15 protein-coding genes are annotated in these 19,206 nt (G+C 63.4%); 6 read left to right on the top strand and 9 right to left on the bottom strand.

Annotation, left to right across the window (positions count from 1 at the left end; translation table 11 throughout):
- Positions 1-36 precede the first annotated feature (36 nt).
- The gene (locus EAH76_RS15365) at positions 37-3,258 is read right to left on the bottom strand and encodes an efflux RND transporter permease subunit (RefSeq protein ID WP_140851161.1); all 3,222 of its coding nucleotides are present in this window, start codon (positions 3,256-3,258) and stop codon (positions 37-39) included.
- A 56-nt stretch (positions 3,259-3,314) separates the two neighbouring features.
- Positions 3,315-4,502, bottom strand: coding sequence for an efflux RND transporter periplasmic adaptor subunit (locus EAH76_RS15360; protein ID WP_206667883.1), 1,188 nt, complete (start codon positions 4,500-4,502; stop codon positions 3,315-3,317).
- A gap of 537 nt (positions 4,503-5,039) precedes the next feature.
- On the opposite strand from EAH76_RS15360, the gene EAH76_RS24865 reads away from it, so the two are divergent.
- Positions 5,040-5,276: a helix-turn-helix domain-containing protein gene (locus EAH76_RS24865; RefSeq protein WP_140851160.1), complete on the top strand. Its 237-nt coding sequence runs from the start codon at positions 5,040-5,042 to the stop codon at positions 5,274-5,276.
- Between the two features lie 652 nt (positions 5,277-5,928).
- Entirely contained in the window at positions 5,929-8,784 is a 2,856-nt protein-coding gene (locus tag EAH76_RS15350; RefSeq protein ID WP_161989057.1) for a sensor histidine kinase, read from the top strand.
- A gap of 56 nt (positions 8,785-8,840) precedes the next feature.
- Here the strand turns inward: EAH76_RS15350 and EAH76_RS15345 are convergent, their stop codons facing one another.
- The gene (locus EAH76_RS15345; RefSeq protein ID WP_161989056.1) at positions 8,841-9,524 is read right to left on the bottom strand and encodes a helix-turn-helix domain-containing protein; all 684 of its coding nucleotides are present in this window, start codon (positions 9,522-9,524) and stop codon (positions 8,841-8,843) included.
- Positions 9,525-9,683: 159 nt separating this feature from the next.
- Between EAH76_RS15345 and EAH76_RS15340 the strand changes: the two genes are divergently transcribed.
- The 4 genes from EAH76_RS15340 (at position 9,684) to EAH76_RS15325 (ending at position 12,474) form a co-directional block, all read left to right on the top strand.
- A complete protein-coding gene (locus EAH76_RS15340; RefSeq protein ID WP_206667882.1) occupies positions 9,684-10,304 on the top strand; it encodes a response regulator in 621 nt (206 codons plus the stop codon).
- Positions 10,305-10,672: 368 nt separating this feature from the next.
- Positions 10,673-11,029 carry a hypothetical protein gene (locus EAH76_RS15335; protein WP_140851156.1) on the top strand — a complete coding sequence of 119 codons (357 nt, stop codon included), beginning with the start codon at positions 10,673-10,675 and terminating at the stop codon, positions 11,027-11,029.
- Between the two features lie 328 nt (positions 11,030-11,357).
- Positions 11,358-11,687 carry a hypothetical protein gene (locus EAH76_RS15330; protein WP_140851155.1) on the top strand — a complete coding sequence of 110 codons (330 nt, stop codon included), beginning with the start codon at positions 11,358-11,360 and terminating at the stop codon, positions 11,685-11,687.
- Positions 11,688-11,712: 25 nt separating this feature from the next.
- Positions 11,713-12,474: an ATP-binding protein gene (locus EAH76_RS15325; RefSeq protein WP_140851154.1), complete on the top strand. Its 762-nt coding sequence runs from the start codon at positions 11,713-11,715 to the stop codon at positions 12,472-12,474.
- 92 nt (positions 12,475-12,566) lie between these two features.
- Here EAH76_RS15325 and EAH76_RS15320 read toward each other — a convergent pair whose 3' ends face one another.
- The 6 genes from EAH76_RS15320 to tkt all read right to left on the bottom strand — a co-directional run bounded on the left by EAH76_RS15320 (position 12,567) and on the right by tkt (position 19,097).
- Complete coding sequence (locus EAH76_RS15320) at positions 12,567-12,782, bottom strand: hypothetical protein (RefSeq protein WP_140851153.1); 216 nt, start codon at positions 12,780-12,782, stop codon at positions 12,567-12,569.
- A 99-nt stretch (positions 12,783-12,881) separates the two neighbouring features.
- Positions 12,882-13,256, bottom strand: a complete 375-nt coding sequence (locus tag EAH76_RS15315) for a DUF302 domain-containing protein (protein WP_161989055.1) — start codon at positions 13,254-13,256, stop codon at positions 12,882-12,884.
- A 65-nt stretch (positions 13,257-13,321) separates the two neighbouring features.
- Entirely contained in the window at positions 13,322-13,582 is a 261-nt protein-coding gene (locus tag EAH76_RS15310) for a hypothetical protein (protein ID WP_140851151.1), read from the bottom strand.
- Positions 13,583-14,080: 498 nt separating this feature from the next.
- Positions 14,081-15,463, bottom strand: a complete 1,383-nt coding sequence (locus tag EAH76_RS15305) for a dihydrolipoyl dehydrogenase family protein (RefSeq protein ID WP_140851150.1) — start codon at positions 15,461-15,463, stop codon at positions 14,081-14,083.
- Between the two features lie 68 nt (positions 15,464-15,531).
- Positions 15,532-17,010, bottom strand: coding sequence for a glucose-6-phosphate dehydrogenase (gene zwf / locus EAH76_RS15300; protein WP_140851149.1), 1,479 nt, complete (start codon positions 17,008-17,010; stop codon positions 15,532-15,534).
- A complete protein-coding gene (gene tkt, locus EAH76_RS15295; protein WP_140851324.1) occupies positions 17,007-19,097 on the bottom strand; it encodes a transketolase in 2,091 nt (696 codons plus the stop codon). The genes zwf and tkt overlap by 4 nt, the downstream gene beginning before the upstream one ends.
- Between the last annotated feature and the right edge of the window lie 109 nt (positions 19,098-19,206).

The raw sequence follows: 19,206 nt of genomic DNA, 5'->3' as shown, positions 1-19,206 counted from the left end.
CCATTAGAACCTTCGAGGCGCTTTTCCGCAAGGACGTCATGCTGGTACTCCTTCGGGTTCGGCCTGCGCCTTCGGGGGCAGTTCCATGCAACAGGTCTCGACTTCCGCGATCCGCTCCTTGCCGCAGGCCTTGCCCCGCAGCATGCAGCGCAGGACCCAGTAGAAGACCGGCGTTAGCGCCAGGCCGAAGGCGGTGACGCCGAGCATTCCCGAGAAGACGGCGACGCCCATGGCCCGGCGCATCTCCGCCCCCGCCCCGGTCGAGATCACAAGCGGTGCAACGCCCATGATGAAGGCGAGCGAGGTCATCAGGATCGGACGGAGGCGAAGGCGGCAGGCGTCGAGCACCGCCTGCATAACGCTCTCCCCCTCCATCTCCCGCTCGCGCGCGAACTCCACGATCAGGATCGCGTTCTTGCACGCGAGGCCGACCAGCACGATCAATCCGATCTGAGTGAAGACGTTGTTGTCACCCTTCGAGACGTGCACGCCGAGAAGAGCGCACAGCAGGCACATCGGCACGATCAGGATAACGACGAGCGGCAGGTTCCAGCTCTCGTACTGGGCGACCAGAACCATGAAGGCGAGCAGCAGGCAGATAGGGAAGACATAGATCGCGGTGTTGCCCGCAAGGATCTGCTGATAGGTGAGCTCGGTCCACTCGTAGCCCATCCCGTTGGGCAACTCCTCGTTCGCGATGCGCTCCAGCGCCTTCTGCGCCTGGCCGGAACTGTATCCCGGCGCAGGGCCGCCATTTATTTCGGCGGTCAGTTCGGAGTTGTAGTGGCTGGTGCTTTCCGGGCCGGTCGTCTCGTGCGTCGTAACAAAGGCGCCGAGCGGGATCATCTGGCCCGACGCGTTGCGCGTCTGAAGCCGTCCGATATCCTCGGGTTGCAACCGGAAGCGCTGATCGGCCTGGACGTTGACCTGATAGGTCCTGCCGAACCGGTTGAAGTCGTTCACGTAGAGCGATCCCAGATAGACCTGCATCGTCTCGAACAGTCCACCGAGCGGCACCCCTTGCGCCTTGGCCTTCTCGCGATCGATGTCCGCCCGCACCTTGGGCACGCCAATCTGATAGGACGTGAAGACGCCCGCGAGCGCCGGATCCTTGCTTGCCCTTGCGATGATCGCCTGCGTCGCCGCGTTCAGCGCGGTGGGCCCGAGCCCCGAATGGTCCTCGATCTGCATCCGAAACCCGCCGATGCTGCCCAGACCCTGGACGGAAGGCGCCGGATAGACCGCGATCGAAGCTCCTGGGATCGTCGAGAACTGCGCGTTGAGCGACTTGGCGATGGCAAGTGCGGACGTGTTCGCCGTCTCCCGGTCCTTGAACGGCTTCAGGTTGGTGAACATGATGCCGGCGTTGGGGCTGTTTACGAAGCCGTTCACCGATAGACCCGGAAAACCGACGGTGTGGGCGATGCCAGGCGTCTTGAGCGCCATGTCGCTCATCTTGTGCATGATCGCCTCGGTGCGGTCGAGCGAGGCGGCGTCGGGAAGCTGCATCACCCCGACGAGATAGAGCTTGTCCTGCTGCGGAACGAAGCCGGTCGGGGTGTAGACGAAGAGCCAGGCCGTCACCGCGAGCAGCCCTCCGTACAGCACGAGCGCGATGGAGCTCCGCCCGAGCACGCGCGAGACGCCGCCGACATAACTGTTCGACAGCCTGGCGAAGAAGCGGTTGAAGGGGCGGAATATCCAACCGGCGCCCCGATCGATCACTTTCTCGAACGGATCCTTGGGAGCGTCGTGCGGCCGAAGGAGAAGCGCCGCGAGCGCCGGTGAGAGCGTCAGCGAGTTGAACGCCGAGATCACTGTGGAGATGGCAATCGTCAGTGCGAACTGGCGGTAGAACAGCCCGGTCAGCCCGCTGATGAACGCGGTGGGCACGAAAACCGCGCACAACACCAAGGCGGTCGAGATGATCGGTCCCGTGACCTCGCGCATGGCCCGCCGCGTGGCGGCGATCGGCGTGAGCCCAAGCGCGATATTGCGTTCGACGTTCTCGACCACGACGATGGCGTCGTCGACCACGATGCCGATCGCCAGCACGAGGCCGAAGAGCGTCAGCGCGTTGAGCCCGAAGCCCAAGAGAAGCATGGCAGCGAACGTGCCGACCAGACTGACGGGCACGGCGATGAGCGGGATGATGGAGGCGCGCCAGCTCTGAAGGAAGAGGAGGACCACAAGGACGACGAGGGCCAGTGCTTCGAACAACGTGTGGATGACGGCGTCGATGGACGAATTCACGAAGTCGCTGGTGTCGTAGACGATGCTGTAGTGGACGCCGGGCGGGAAGTCCTTGGCGACCGCGTCCATCGTCTTCTTGACGCCATCGGTCATCTGCAGCGCGTTGGTGCCGGGCCGCTGGAAGATGGCCATGCCGACGGCCGGCTTGCCGTCGAGAATCGAGCGCAGTGCATAGCTGTCCGAACCCAGTTCGACCCTGGCCACATCGCGAAGGTGCGAGATTTGGCCCTGGGTACCGGCCCGGATCACGATGTCGCGGAACTGATCCTCCGTCTCCAGACGCCCTTGGGTGTTGACTGAGATCTGGAAGGCCGCCTGGCCCGGTGCCGGCGGCGCGCCGAGCTGGCCTGCTGCGACCTGGATGTTCTGCTCGCGAAGCGCCGAGACGATGTCGCCCGCGGTCATGCCGCGCGCGGCGAGCTTTTCGGGATCGAGCCAGATCCGCATGGAATACGGTCCGACGCCGAGCACCCGGACGTCACCGACGCCATAGGCGCGGGCCAAGCGATCCTTGACGTGCAGCTGGGCATAGCTCGCCAGATAGAGCATGTCGTAGCGCGCGTCGGTCGAAGTCAGGTGGACGACCTCGATAAGTGCGGGAGACGCCTTGGTCGTCGTCACGCCGACGCGCTGCACCTCCGGCGGAAGGCGCGCGAGCACCTGCGCCACGCGATTCTGCACGAGCACCTGCGCCTTGTCGCCATCGACGCCCAGCGCGAACGTGACGGTCAGCGTCATCACGCCGTCACTCGTCGATTGCGACGACTGGTACAGCATGCCCTCGACGCCGTTGATCGCCTGCTCAAGCGGAGACGCCACCGTCTCGGCGATCACCGCCGGTTCGGCGCCCGGGAACGTCGTGCGGACGACGACGGTCGGAGGCACGACCTCGGGGTATTCCGCGATCGGCAGGAGCGGCAACGCCACAAGACCGGCGAGAAGGATGACCAGCGATAGCACGATGGCGAAGCGCGGGCGGCCGACGAAGAAGTCCGATATGCTCATGCGAGGGGCTCCCGAGGGGGGTGCGGCGGGAGTGGCGGGGGTTGCGGGAGGAACGGTCATCCTACCGGCGCCAGCTGATCCATCAGCGACTGCGGGATCGGCACGTCCTTGCGGACCGCCTTCACCGCGTCGCCGGACTTCACCTTCTGCAACCCGTCGACGACGACCTGCTCCCCCTGCACCAGCCCGGAGGTCACGATCCGGAACTCGCCGAGTGCCGCGCCAAGCTCAACCGGTCGGGTACGGACGTGATTGCTGCGGTCGAGGATCATCACGAAGCGCTTCCCGAGGTCGGTGCCGAGCGACTGCTCGGGGACGAGCGCGATGGTTTTCGTACCACTCGACACCAGACGGATCCGGCTGAAGAGCCCCGGGGTCAGCTTGCCGTCGGGATTGTCCAGGATGGCGCGGCCCTGAATGGTGCCACTGCCGGAATCCACGACGTTGTCGAGGAAGTGGAGACGCCCGCGGTGGGGAAAGCCCTGCTCGTTGATCAACCCGACGAAGACCGGCCCGCCCTTCCCGCGCTGGTCGCCCGCGTACTTCAGGTATGCCTGCTCGTCGGCGTTGAACGATGCGTAGATCGGGGAGTCCGACACGACCGTCGTCAGAAGGCTGGACGCGGTGACCAGATTGCCCCGGGTGATGATCGCCTTCGACACCCTTCCGGCTACGGGCGAGACCACCCGTGTGAACGACAGGTTGAGGCGGGCGGTGTTGAGCGCAGCGCGAGCGGCGCCTACGTCAGCACTAGCCGACGCGGCCTCCGCACCGAGCCGCTCGAACTCGCCCTGGGAGACGGCGTTCTGATCGATCAGCCGCTTGCCGCGGGCGGCGTCAGACTTCGCGAGCACCTGCTTTGCCTCGGCACGCCGAAGCTCGGCCGCCAGCCGTTCGACCTCGTCGCGGTACGGTCGCGGATCGATCTGGAACAGCAGCTGCCCCCTGCCGACCCGAGCGCCCTCGCTGAACGAGATGGCGTCCACGAAGCCGCTGACGCGGGGTCGGATCTCGACGCTGTCGACCGCCTCGAGGCGGCCGGTGAAGTCATCCCACTGTCGAAGTGGCCGCATGATCACGGTCGTCGCCGTCACCGCGGGCGGTGGCGGCGGCGGGGGCGGCGCCGCGGCACCGCATCCCGACAAAAGCGCCGGCCACGCGATCAGGGAGGTCACGCCCGAATAGCGCTGAAGGCTGTTCATCAGCCATGGAGCACGAGCCCGTTCCTTCAGAAATTTTGGCATTCTGGCTTCCCCGGTCATGTAATCGGATCGGAGCCATTGCTGGTTGTCCGGTTACAAGAGGATCGGCCGCCGAGGGGCTATCTACAATTATACGTGCGTGTAGCGGGCTTCCAGGCCTCGTCCCTTCCGACCAATGAAACCCCACCTCAGTTCATTAGATCGATAGCATCCAACCCGTCAGCCAACTTGACCGGCTCATCGAGCAGGTGACGCTATTATCGGCCATCAGTCGCTGGAACTGCTCGCTGGTATATTGGGCGAATTCAACCGTTTGTCGCAACGCTTCGAAAATGGAGGCGAGCGATGGGTATCAGAAAGCGACGATCGAACCGGTGCACACGATCACAACTGCGGTCGCCGGGGAGTCCCCCGGTTGCCAATCGGCATGAGAATGCAATGTTCTGGGAGTATGTTGCTGCCGGGATGAGCAGCAAGGCAGCAGCAGTAAAGGCTGGAACGTCACAACCGGTTGGGGGCCGTTAGTTTCGGGAGGCGGGCGGGATGCCGCCCGCGGAGTTCACGCGCTAGGCGAAACTCTTGTCGGGTAGATATTTGTCCTTGGCAGAACGCGAAGAGATCGCGTTGCTGTTGGTCCAAGGGCACGGCGTGTGCGAGATCGCGCGTCGGCTCGGTCGAGCTCCTTTGACAATCTCCGGCGAGATCCAACGAAACGCGGCGACGCTTAGTGGCATGCCGAGCAGGCGGCGCGCCGTCCCAAGGTTGCCGCGCTCGCGGCCAACGACACGCTACGCCGCTGGGCCGAGGACTGGTTGAGCGGAGCCATTGCCAAACCCGGTGACGTGCCCGTCACCGGCCCCACGGTATCGTGGAAGGGGCGGCGACATGGGCCTCGGCAGAACCGGCGCTGGTCAAAGGCATGGAGCCCGGAGCAGATTGCAAGCCATCTGCACATCGACTTTCCGGACGACGACAGGATGCGCGTCATTCACGAGGCCATTACAGGCGCGCGGGGCAAAGGTAGCCCCTACTCTCTCCGCTTGCGCATCTCTATTTCGATTGCACTCCGCTGGAGCGGATCCGGCGGAACCCGGTCAACAGCTCGGGTATCGCCACCTCGTCAAACCTGAGCGCGGTGATGCCTCCGGCATGCTACCACAGCGCTCAGGCGCTTCGAAAAACGACTAACGCTCGTCTGCAAGGTTCAGGCGACAACTCGCATCGGCTAGGCTAACCCTTCAGCCAGATGATTCAGCATCGTAGCAGTCGGAGACGGGAGTTGAGAGCCATCGGCCCGATCTGTTGCACGCGCCTTGCCACCTTGGCGCTCCTTCTAGTCGGAGCGCCTGCGTCTGCACTCGATCCCACCTTTCGGGTCGATCAGTTCAAGCATACGCGTTGGAGCACGGAAGATGGCGCGCCGAATGCCATTTCTTCGGTTATTCAGTTCCCCGACGGTTTCCTATGGTTGGCGACAAACAACGGCACCTTTCGCTTCGATGGTCTTTCGTTCGAAAGGCTCAAACTGCCAGACTTCCTCGAAGGCAAGGGCATCACGGCCAACATCCGGGCTGCCGACGGCACCCTCTGGCTCGGTTGCCGTGATGGAACCATCGCCGCGTTCAAGGAAGGCCGCTGGAAGGACACCCACATGCCGCGGGGCCCGGGGCCCCGTAATCAGGTGACTAGCCTGATCCAGACCCGTGACGGGAAGATCTGGGCCGCTTTCGGTCGCTCGTCCAACGGTTTGGCTTGGTTTGGGGTCGGCGCCTGGCACATACAAGCTGCGAGCTACGGCCTGCCCAACGGCTTCGTCACGGCGCTTGCGGCGACAGGTGACGGTAGGCTTTGGGTGAGCTTATCAGGCACGGTCCAAGTGCTCGATCGTGGCGCCCCGCGCTTCGTCAGTAGCGGGGACGAGCTACGCGGCTACCCTGCACTCGCCACCGATCAATCAGACCGCGTCTGGATCTCCGATGACCTCGGGACGCGACCGAGCGTCGCTAACCCTGGTCTGCCGTCAAGGATCCGCTTCTACCGGACGCCGGCGTTCAAACGGAAGCCACGATCGTTCTTCGACCGCGATGGAACCCTTTGGGGCTTCACGCCAACGGACGGAATGTTCAGGATACCGAAGCCCCGTCTTGGCGGTCCTTCCGGCGACGATCTTGAGCCGGTCCAACGTTATTCCGGGCACGACGGGCTGGCCTCCGACAGCATCCAAGATGGGTTCGAGGACCTTGAAGGTAACATCTGGGTCGCAACGCCGCTCGGACTCGAGCGCTTCAGAGCGAGCTCGATAGCCATCGAGCCTTCGGTGAAGCCGCGGGCTGAAGACGAGCTGTCGATGCACGTCGACCACGCGGGCGCGGTGTACTTCGCCGGTGCAAACGGCCTCCACCGGGCTAATCCCGGAGCGGCGCCTGCACTGATCCGTCCAGGACTGTTCAACGCCGGATGCACGTCTCCCGTCGGCGAGTGGTGGAGCCCAAGCGGCACGTCAGGGCTCCTGAAATTCTCGCACGGGCGGTTCACCGAAGCGGCCGGGCCCGCGCTGCCCTCCCCGAAATCAAAGCTCTCGGACGGACTATTCGCCTGTTCGTGGTCAAACGAAGGGGCTTTATGGGCGGCGGCTGGTGAGCAAGGCTTCTTCCATCAGAAGGACAGAGTTTGGTTCCCGGCTAGGCTGCAGGACCCGTCCCTCTATCCGGCGGTCAGCCTCTATCCTGATGATCTCGGCCGGGTGCTCGCCTACAATCACTATGGCGATCTGACGAGAATCGATGGACAGAACAGGACGACGCTCATCGCGGGCGGGCGTCATAAACTCGCGAACATCACATCCTTCGCTCCGGTGGGCGACGCTGTCCTCATCGGCAGTGATGCAGGCTTGTCGAAGTGGGCCTCTGGCAAGCTCTTTACGATTTCGCAGGAACGCATTCCCACGATCAGCGGGATCAGCGGAATCGTCAGTTCACAGGGACAGACTTGGCTTCAGACGCGCAACGGCATCGCCCGTGTTCCGACTTCCGACCTCGAACGGGCATTCCTCCGCCGCTCGGCTCCGATACATGTGCAGATGTACGACTTCGCAGATGGCATGCCGAGCCTACCCAACACCTTCGGCTTTCATGGGTTGGCGCTTGGTGGTGACGGGCGGGTGTGGATCGCGACGCGAGGAGGGGTGGCATGGATTGATCCCAAGCGGCTCCCGTTCAATCATCAGTCTCCGCCGATACAGATCCGAAGTCTCCATGCGGGAGGAGTTTCGTTCGACGCGTCTCCGAATCTCAGACTTCCCAGAGGCACACGCGACCTTCAAGTCGATTTCGCCGTGCTCAGCCTCACAAATCCAAAGAGAAACCAAGCCCGGTACCGCCTTGTCGGCGTGGACGCAGGTTGGGTCGATGCCGGTCTCCGGCGGCAGGCGTTTTACACGAACCTCGCGCCGGGGATGTATCGCTTCGAAGTCATCGGTTCGAACAATGACGGCATCTGGAACCGTACCGGTGCGGAGATGAAGATAACCATACCGCCGACGTTCTTTCAGTCGCGATGGTTCACGGCTCTCGTCTCAATCGCCTTAATCCTTCTCGCATGGGCGCTTTACTCCATCCGGGTCCGCCACGTTGCCTCTCAGATCACCTCCAGACTGGCCGAACGCGCCTCGGAGCGAGAGCGCATATCGCGTGAATTGCACGACACACTTCTCCAAGGCGTCCAAGGCATGCTCCTGCGCTTCCACGTTGCGACGATGAGGATACGATCGGAGCCAGAGGCGAAGAGCGAACTCGAAGCGGCGCTGACACGCGGCGAGCAGATTATCGAAACTGCTAGAGAGCGGGTGAAGGGTCTTCGATACCTCGACAGCCCGACAGGCTTTCGCGACGCAGTTGTCGGGGCGGTGGCGGAGCTCGAGATCCCGGCCGGGCTCGACATCGAGATACAGGTCGATCAGGCCACGCCGCCGCCGAACGCCCTTGTGGCGGACGAACTCGCCCGGATCGCATCCGAGGCTCTGAGAAACGCCGTCCTCCACGCCGCAGCTGCCCGGATCTCCGTCCGCCTCACGGCATCATCGAGCTGGATCACTCTGAGGGTCGTCGACGACGGTGTCGGCATCTCCGAAGTCGTCCTCGAACGCGGCGAGAAGCCGGGACACTTCGGCCTCATCGGCATGAGGGAACGTGCCAGTCGGATCGGCGGCAAGTTCGCTATCCAAAGCGCTCCAGACCGGGGCACGGAGGTAAGCGTCACCGTGCCCATTCGACGAGCGCTCAGGGAGCGGGGTCGATGGTGGCGGCTGCTCCTTCGAAGACCTTAAGGAAGCTATGCGACGCCGACGCCGCAAGCGCAGTCCACCCGTTCCAACTCCTCAATTCAGTTGCCGCCCGGCCCGCTCAGCGGCTGCCCGGGAAGCGCCGCGGCGTTCTTCTTCCATCTAAGCGGTGACGCGCCAGTGAAGCGCCTGAAGGTGCGTGTGAGATGGGCTTGGTCCGCAAAGCCGCAGCACCTGGCGATCTGGCTGAGCGAGACGGAGGATCGAAGCAGCAGGTCCTGCGCCAATGCGAGTCGTCGGCCGATCACGAACTGATGTGGGGATTGCCCCGTGGTCCGTTTGAACTCTCGGCAGAAATGCGTCCGGCTAAGATTGATCGCCCTTGCCATGTCGTCGATCGCGATCGGCTCGCCTAGATGCTTATCGATATAGGCGACGATCGTCGCAATCTGCTTCGGCTGCAACCCACCTTTTCCGTCTCGCTGTTCCAAGTCCGTCCCAGTTCGTGTGCAGGCGAAGACCAGCGCGTCGATCCTCCTCAGGCATTCTCGTAGACGCCGAGGGTCTCCGTCGAGTCCGTCACGAACCTCGATCAGAAGGCTCTCCAGGGCCACACGTTCGGCCCGCGCCTCGTCGGTCGGTTCTCCCCGGCCGACATCACCTCGCCAAGTGACGATCCGCCGCGGAATGATCGCCGGGTGCGCCCCGGCGCGAACATCTCCGTATTCGGCGCCGCGCGGCAAGGGATCCAAGTTCTCGTCCAATCCGATTTGTTCGGGCGACATTACGATATGAACCACCGGTCGGCTTAGACCCATCTGGTGGTGGCCAGAGACACCTAAACGGGTATTGCCCGTGGCACATTTGTTCTATTGAGACTGACGTTGATCCTCTGATTGGAGGGGATCTCAGCCGGAGTGGCGCACAGCATGGCAGGCGATCCTATGGCCGCCATACGCATCTTACTTGCGGACGATCATCCGGTTTTGCGCGACGGAGTGTGTGCGCTGATCGGAACCCAGCCGGACATGCAAATCGTAGCCGAAGCCGCGAATGGCTTCGAGGCGGTCGATCGCTACACCGAGCTGCGCCCGGACGTTGCACTCATGGATCTGCAGATGCCGGGTATGAACGGCCTCGCGGCGATAGAGGCGATCCGAAAGGTCGATCCGGGCGCTCGAATCGTCGTGCTCACGACGTACTCCGGAGATGCGCAAGTTCTCAAGGCGCTAAAAGCCGGCGCAGCTGCCTACCTGTTGAAGAGTGCTCTACGCAACGAGATGATCGGCGCGATCCGATCGGTTCATGTCGGACGCCGCCACATCCAAACCGAGGTCGCGCACAGCATCGCCGAGCACGCAGCCGACGAATCCCTGAATGCGCGCGAGATCGAAATCCTTCGGCTGATCGCCGAAGGGGATCCAAACAAGGCGATCGCACTCAAGATGTCGCTCGCCGAAGACACCATCAAAGCGCACATTCGTAACATCTTCACAAAACTCTATGTCAGCGACCGGACTCACGCAGTCACCACAGCCGTACGCCGCGGCATTATCGAGCTCTGAAGTTGAGCATCTGAGCTCCGTCCAGCGCGACGGAATGTGGCCAGCATCGCCGGGATGCTTGTCAACAGCATCAGACAGCCAGGGTTGTGCCGTCGAGGGCGGCCCTACGAACTACTATGGTTCGAATCTTCAATAACAAATGGAGCGATTCATCAATCGAAAAGCTCTCCGCTCGCGTAGATTAGTGGCAGTGGCGCCCGGCCCTCGAACATCGGCGCGAGGCGGTCGTAACCCTTGACGGAGAAGCGCTAGGTGCAGACGGGATCCGCATACCATTGGATAGGTCGGGCGGTCACACTTCGGCTTCTCACGTCTAAGATCCGCGGATGTCGTGCTGGCGCTGACAAACGGATGTTCGGCGGATCGTCATGAAAGAGACCAGTCAGGCAGGAGACGCCACGGCGGATTGGCTCCACGACATTGGCGGCGATCGGGCAAGCCTGAGGCACACGTGTTGGATCGCCAGTCTGCACCTGGCAGCATGCACGCGGTGGTTGAACGAAGCCCCCTGTTCCATCGAGGAGGCGGCCTCGACGCTTGCAGACGTGACGGAGATCCTCCGGGCGGTTCAGTCGAAACTGGCAGGTCGGGACCGGGTCGTCTCCACTGCCCCGGCAACGTTGCCAGACGGGCCTTTCGAAGCAACGCTGCTGGAACTGCATCATCGCCATGCCACCCTCGCGTTCGGGCTCGCCGGCCTTTCGCAGTCGATTGCCGCTCTCTAGAATATCTTGGCTGGTACGGCGGTCCCGCAACGCCACACGAGGTCGCTTATGATCTTGCGCCGGTGTCGTTCGCGTTATCTCACCTAGCCTATTCACTTACTGTCCGCCGGACCTTCCAGCTGCCGAAACGCCAAGTGTCCGTTGTGTCGAGGTAGGAGGTTGAATCAGATGTCACCCGGTCTAGCACACCGGCGATACATCTCGTTGTTCCGCGTCGTACTAAGCGGCTGCGTGTAAGATACCGACGTATAATGGCAGCCGCTCCGCGATAACCGCATGAAACTCCAGGGCGGCGTCCTTCCGGGATCGCCTGCAGAGGAGATCCAGCATGTCCGGCCAATCCACAAACCGTGCAGATACTTTTCCTATCACCAGAATTCTCGCGATCGGAAGCGTCGCTCCGGATGTCCATGCGGACGACGTGCAGCGCACAATGCCCGACGAAGTACGGGACACGGTAGCGCTCTATCTCGATGGGACGATAGACCAATGGTACGCGCGGCATGGCGGCGGCGTCCTGTTCCTCCTCAACCTCAACGACCTCGATGCAGCGGCCCGAGTGCTTGCAACGCTCCCGCTCGCGAAGGCCGGTCTCATGAAGTTCGAACTGACCGCGCTGGGACCGCTGTTCCCGCTGAACGGGTTGCTGCGGTCCTGAGCGGCCGCGCGTGGAGAGTACACTCATGGACGAGCGCCCCGAAGGAACACCGTTTCGCGCGATCCTGCTAGATGCGACGACGCCCACCGATCAGTCATGTGACGTCGAGACTCCGGTCGGCAAGGACGCACGCGAACTAGCCCATGATCTCAACAACGTGTTGCAGATCATCGCCGGCAACCTCCAGCTCATCGCCCTGGATGTGGAGGGGACGCCGGCAGCAGCGAGGATCGTCCGCGCATTCGGCGGTCTCGACCATGGCGTCAGGCTCACTGCCATGCTGCTCGACCGCTGTCGCAAGGAGGGCGGCATAGCGTCGGTCGACGAAGTGGTCGACAGCCGCCGCCTCCTCGACATCGTACCGCTGCTTCAGGACGCCGTCGGCGCTGCGGTGGCGATCGACGTCGACATCCCCACGGACATATGGCCGGTCAAACTCGATTTCGGGCGGCTTCAGAATGCGCTGCTCAATCTCGCCATCAACGCTCGCGATGCCATGCAGGGGCGGGGCCGGATCGTGCTCGCTGCTCGAAACGCACCCGGGGGCCCGTGCCCAAGGGGCGACAGGATGATCATCACTCTCGAGGACAACGGCGAAGGCATCCGCCCCGACTTCGTTGAAAAGATCTTCGCGCCCTTCTTCACCACGAAGGCGACGGGAACAGGGCTCGGGCTGGCCATAGTCCGGGAATTCGGACGGGCATCGCGTGCAGACATCGCAGTCGAGAGCAGTCTGGGCGTAGGCACCGCCTTCCACCTCTCGTTCCCCCGCACCGCGAAGCCCTAACCGCCGCACGATGCGACCACCCAAACCTCACACCGTCCGCGGCGAACTCCGATGGCGGCAGCCTCAAACGTATCGCTCGGTCAGAGTCGGGTTCATCGCGAGACACGGTGGATCGAGATCCGCTCCATGCCGCAGAGGGAGCAGACCTGTCTTAGCCGCTCGAAGCCGTTCGAACCGGCAAGTTCCCGAATGCGCTGATGCGTGTGGGCGGCATCCGCAAGCCTGAGGGTGCGACCAATGCAATCATCGCAGACCGGCTCGGGCGACAGTCGGACGATCAGCTTCTCGACATCATCGCGCTCGGTCATTCGCCTGCGATCCTCCGTCCCGTACGTGGCGGTGGCGGAAAGCTCCTCGAGACGCCCGTCTCGGTCGAGGCGTCCGGCCAAGGTGGCGGCCGCCCTGCATCAAACCCCTTCCGCCGCCGCCCAGCTGGCCAGCTCGGCAAGAACGGCGCTCATCAAGCGAAGCTCGCGTTCGAACTCGCCGAGCCCATGCCGCCCAGCTATCCAGCGCGGATCGTTATAGCCGATGTAGACGAGATCCGCCTCCTCCCAAATGAGGATCTTGAGTGGCAGATCGATGGCCGAGGTGCGAACCTGCTGCATCAGCGGCGTGCCAAGCCTGGGATTGCCGAATACGAGCAGCAACGTCTGCGGCAGTCTAAGTCCGCTGCGCTGTGCGGCCGCGGAGTGATCGATTCTTGCGACCGGCGTGATGCCCCGCCTCTGCATTTCGCCATCGAGCCGCTGCAGGGTCTGCGCGAAGTCGGTATCGCTCACCGAGACGATAAGACCTGGGGCCTGACGACCATGCCGGTCGATACGCTGCAGAGGCGATCCGTTCATCAGACCGCCGACGGCGGGCGCCCGGCGCCATCGATGCTCATCATCCGATCGCCGATTGCTTGTCCGGAGCGAGCCGCCGCGGTCAACTCGGCGACGCCACGCATGGACAAGCCCCGCTGATGCCGCATAGCCGCCAGTTCTGGACCGAGTTCGGTAGAAATCTCATCCATCTCTGCAACAAGGTAGGTCGCCGCAGGCGTCGGCCCCCGTGAAGGCGTCGGATAGGGTCCGGCGGGCACCAATGATACGAAAGGTGTCATCTCACTCTCCTGGGCGCGGAGTTCCGCCACATCGGCGGATCTCGAAAAGGATGTTGAAATCGTTTGATATCAACTGCGGCAACCTTGCATCGCCCGCCCGCGACCGAACATCGACGCTTGGGCGTCCATGCCTCCCGATCGAAAGCCGGGTGCCAATCCACCGACACGATCACGTGTTCGTCGAAAGTGGAACGTTCGACAATTATACGATCGGGTACCCAGCGAACCTTGCCAGTCTGCATGCCCGACCGCGCGTGTAAGGCATTCACGTGCGGTCTGTGACGCAGGACTCAGGCCTGTGACGGGGGGTATCGCTTCATCAGCGGACGTGCGTTTCAAATCGCCTTCGCCGGGGCCCTCCTATCGGCACGCGCGCCTCTTCCAGCTTTTCTCAAACCAGAATGCTACCGCACCACTTTGGGCATCACGGAGACATTACGGTTCCGGAGCCCGACTATGGATTGGACGTCCCTCAAACCCCCAACTTGGAGAGGAAGCTCAGTCCCGCAGCTGCGGCACACCGGCGAACAGCAGGTTCAATCCCTCGGTCATCGTCGGATGAGCCAGGATCGCATCTCGCAGCAAGGTGTAGGGTGCGCCGGCGAGCATCGCCAGCTGAACGGTCGCCACAACCTCACCCGCCCGCTCGCCCATCATCGCGAAGCCGAGAATGCGGTCGTCCTTCCCGATGAGGCATTTCATGAAGCCGCGGCGAGCGGACATCGTTCTCGCCCGAGGAACCACGTCCATCGGGAGTCGGCAGACCCGTACGTGCAGACCCGCTACTTCGGCATCTCGCTCGTTCAATCCGACCCGCGCGAACTCCGGGTCGAGGAAGACGCAGTAGGGAATCAGACGGTCTGCGGTGGTCCGGCTGCCCCCTTCCAATTGGCTCTTGGCCACCCGGAAGTCGTCGAAGGCTGCGTGGGTGAACATCGGCGTGCCGGCCGCCTCGCCCAACGCCCATATACCCGGTGCGGAGGTCCGAAGCGTATCATCGACTTCGATGAATTCACCCCCATTCAGCGCGACGCCAGCGATCTCCAAACCGATCTCCGAAGTCATTGGCTGCCTCCCGGTCGCGACCAGCAGATGCGACCCGGTGAAGATCCGCCCGTCGTCGACGGTCACGGACACGATTCCACCCGACCTGCCCTCGACGAGGCTCGCTCTCGCGCCGGTAGCGACTTCGATCCCCTCCCAGTCGAACAGCTTCTGGATCTCTTCCGCGACATCAGGGTCCTCGCGCTCGCCGAGCCGAAGGCCGGCGTGGATGACGACGACCCTGCTCCCGAGCCTGCTGAACGCCTGCGCCATCTCCATTCCGACGTAGCCACCGCCGATGATCAGAAGCGTCTCCGGCACCTCGTCGAGAAGCAGGGCCTCTACGTGCGTAAGTGGCACCGCCCGCTTCAATCCTGGAATGGCGGGCATCGCCGCTCTCGTTCCCAGGTTGAGGTAGATCCGCGGAGCCGTCAGCCGCCGCCTACCCCCCTCACCTTCGACCTCGATGACTCGAGGCTCAACGAACCTTCCCCACCCGAGAACCAGCTCGAGTCCACTCGCATCGAAAGCCTTCTGGTTGAGCCCGACCATGCCGGACACCACTTCGGCGGTCCGTCTCGCCACAGCTTCCATGTCGATGGACGCCTGTCCCGCGTTCACACCGAAGGCGGCGGCGTCCGCGACCAGGGAAGCCCGCTCCGCGCTTCGGATCAGTGCCTTCGTAGGGATGCAGGCGATGTTGATGCACGATCCGCCGATCAACCCGGCTTCGATCATGGCGACACGCCTGCCCTGCTTGGCCTGATCCATCGCAAGCGACTTACCCGCCTTGCCTCCTCCAAGGATCAGCATGTCGAAGTGCTCAGTGTCGACCATCGTTTCAGCTCCCGTTCCGAAAGTCTTCCCGCTTCCTCAGCGACGTCGGCCGCGCGGCGCCGGCCCGGTCATCCGCGTCGTCCTAGTTCGTGCCAGGCGCGACCGTCCCGTGCCATCATGGCATCGGCCGACATCGGGCCCGAAGAGCCGGTGAGATAGTCCTCGGGTGTGCCCTGAGCGCTCCAGTGTTCGAGAATCGGCTGGACGGCCGCCCAGCCGGCCTCGATCATATCGGCGCGCTGGAACAGCGTCTGGTCCCCGATCAGGACATCGTACAGCAGGGTCTCATATCCCGTACGGCCCGTGATCCCGAAGTGATCCCCGTAGCGGAAGTCCAGACTCGAGCTGGTCACGTCCACCGCCTCGCCCGGTCGCTTGAACTGGAGCTCGAAGCTCATTCCCTCGTCAGGCTGCACCTGGATCGTGAGCCGGTTCGGCGCGATCGCAGAGACATCGGTGTCGCGAAACATCGAGAAGGGCACGTGCTTGAACGTCACGACGATCTCGGTGTCACGTGCCGAGAGCGCCTTGCCCGTCCGCAGGTAGAATGGGACGCCGGCCCAGCGCCAGTTATCGATGCCGAGCTTCAAAGCAGCGAAGGTCTCGGTGCGGCTTCCCGAGGCGACATCGGCTTCGGACAGGTAATCCGCTTCCATGTCGCCGTAGGCGGCGCGATACCGGCCGCGGACCGCATTCAGATCGACCTCGTCCGACCTGGGGCCTCGCACCGCGCGGAGGACCCGCGCCTTCTCGTCGCGGACCGCGTCGGCGTCGAATCCATTCGGCGGTTCCATCGCAACCATGGCGAGAAGCTGGAAGAGATGGTTCGGCACCATATCCCGCATGGCTCCGGTGGCATCGTAGAACTTTCCCCGCGTCCCGACCGAAACCTTCTCCGCCGCCGTAATCTGGACGTGGTCGATGAAGCGATTGTTCCAGACAGCCTCCAGCAGGACATTGGCGAAACGGGTGACCATGATGTTGCGGACCGTCTCCTTCCCAAGGAAATGGTCGATCCGGTAGATCTGACTTTCGTTCGCGCGAGCCAGGAGCCGACGATTAAGGTCACGCGCGGAGGCGAGGTCGCGACCGAACGGCTTCTCCACGATGAGCCGACGATAGCCGTTTCCCTCAACGAGCAGGCCGGCATCACCCAGACGGTCGGCGATCTCGCCGAAGAATTCCGGTGCGGTCGCGAGATAGAATGCGACATTACCCGTCAGATGCGCCGCAAGCGTCTCATAGACGGTGTCGTTCGTGAAATCGCCGGACAAATAGCAGACACGATCCCGAAGGCCGCACCAAGCTCCCGCCCCTTCGCGGGCGATCGTCGCGTCCAACCTATGGCGCAACAGATCGTCGCCACCAGGGTCCCTTCCTATGCCGATGATCCGGAAGTCGTCCGCCAGCCGCCCGTCGGTACGCAGATTCAGGATAGATGGGATGAGCAACCGAGCGGTCAGATTGCCAGTGGCGCCAAAGATGACAAGCGTCGCGCGCGGCGCAGGGTCGATGGGCGCGGACGCCCCCTTCTCGCCGCCGTTCATCGCGAGGATCGATCGAGGACCGCAAGCGCGACGTCGAGAACGTTCTCGCAGGTGAAGCCGAATTCGCGCTGGAGATCCGAGAACTTGGCAGAGGCGCCGAACGAAGACATGGTCACGGTCGCGCCATCGAGCCCGACATAGTCGGACCAGCCCAGCGGTCCGGCCTGCTCGATGGCTACGCGAGCCCGCACCTTCGACGGCAGCACGCTTTCGCGATATGCCGCATCCTGACGGTCGAAGAGGTAGCGGCTGGGCATCGAGACCACGCGCGAACGCACGCCGCCCGCCACCAGGGCTCGATGAGCCTCCAGGGCCAGCGACACTTCGCTCCCGGTGGCGATCAGTATCACCTCTGGAACGTCACCGGCATCCGCCAGGACATAGCCCCCCTCCCGCAATCCGTCAGCGGAAGCCATGGTGACCCGGTCGAGCGTCGGCAGCGCCTGACGCGAAAGGATCATCACCGTTGGCACACGGCTTGATTCCAGCGCCACCTGCCACGCGACTGCGACTTCGTTCGCGTCACCGGGGCGGATCACGTTGAGGCCAGGGATCGCGCGCAACGCTGCCAGATGTTCGATCGGCTGATGGGTGGGTCCATCCTCGCCGACCCCGATCGAATCGTGTGTGAAGACGAAGATCGAAGGGATCTCCATGATCGATGCGAGGCGAATCGGGGTGCGCATGTAGTCGGAAAACACGAGGAAGGCCGAGCCGAACGCCCGCAGGCCGCTAAGCGCCATGCCGTTTACGACGGCGCCCATCGCGTGTTCGCGGACGCCGAAATGGACGTTGCGACCGCCATAGCTCGCTGACTGGAGTGAGCCGGCACCCTCGAACGTGAAGTTCGTCTTGGTCGATGGTGAGACGTCGGCTGCGCCCCCTACAAGCCACGGCAGAGCCCCGGCGATGGCATTCTCCACGCGTCCGCCGGACTCGCGGCTAGCGATGCCCTTGGGGTCGGTTGGAAACACCGGGATGGCCGCCCGCCACGTCTCCGGCAGACCGCCACCCAGCATCGTCTCGAGCTCGATCGCCAGAAGCGGGTGCGCAGCCGCATAGTCGAGTCGCATGGCCTCCCAACCTTCCCTGAGCGGGCGAGACCGCGAGCGCATCTGCTCGGACAGCCCCTCGGCGACACCGGCCGGCACGTGGAAGGCCTCGGACGAATCCCAGCCGTAAGCCGCCTTGGTCGCCGCCACCTCGGCGACGCCCAACGGCTCGCCGTGCGCCTTCTCGCTGTTGGCCTTGGGCGATCCGTAGCCGATGACCGAGCGCACGGTGATGAAGGTCGGCCGGTCATTGGTCTCGCGAAATACGGCGATCGCTTCGAGAAGCGCCTCGGTGTCGTTCGCATCCTCGACGGTCAACGTATTCCAGCCATAGGCACGGAAGCGCGCGGCGACGTCCTCTGTGAAGGCGATGTCGGTGTGCCCTTCGATCGAGATCGTATTGCTGTCGTAGATCCAGCAGAGGTTCGAGAGCCGGAGATGCCCGGCAAGGGACGCGGCCTCGCCGGAAATGCCCTCCATCAGGTCCCCATCGCCACACAGCACGTAGACGTCGTGGTCGAAGATCGGGAAGCCGAACCGATTGAAATGCGCGGCCTGCCAGCGCTCCGCGATCGCCATTCCGACCGAATTGCCACAGCCCTGGCCGAGCGGCCCGGTCGTGGTCTCGACACCGGTCGTCATTCGATACTCGGGATGGCCCGGCGTCTTGGAGCCGAACTGTCTGAAGCTCTGAAGATCCTCCATGCTGATGGCGGGCTTGCCGGTCGGAGCACCGTCCGCACCGAACTCCTCGACGCCTGCGAGATGAAGGAGGCTGTACAGAAGCATCGAGGCATGCCCGATCGAAAGCACGAACCGGTCCCGGTTGGGCCAGAGCGGGGCGGCGGGATCGAAGCGCAACGCGCTCTTCCAGAGCGCGTAGCCGACCGGCGCCATCGCCATCGGCGTGCCGGGGTGCCCCGAGTTCGCCTTCTGCACCGCGTCCATCGCCAGCGTGCGGATCGTGTCGATCGCGAGGCGATCAGGGCTGCCGTCCTCAACCACGGAATTCGGCAAAACGTCGGTGTCGGACATGGAAGTCTCCTGCTGCTCGGCGTTCGATTTCAGGTAGGCGTTCAGTGACGTCGGATTGGTTCTCGGGCGCTCCAGTCCGCCGCGCCGCGACTTGAGGAAGATGCGGCGG

Source organism: Sphingomonas glacialis (genome assembly GCF_006439055.1).
In the GTDB taxonomy this organism is placed as follows: Bacteria; Pseudomonadota; Alphaproteobacteria; order Sphingomonadales; family Sphingomonadaceae; genus Sphingomonas; species Sphingomonas glacialis_A.
Note: the sequence above shows the minus strand (reverse complement) of the source record. Positions and strands in the feature narration are given on the sequence as shown.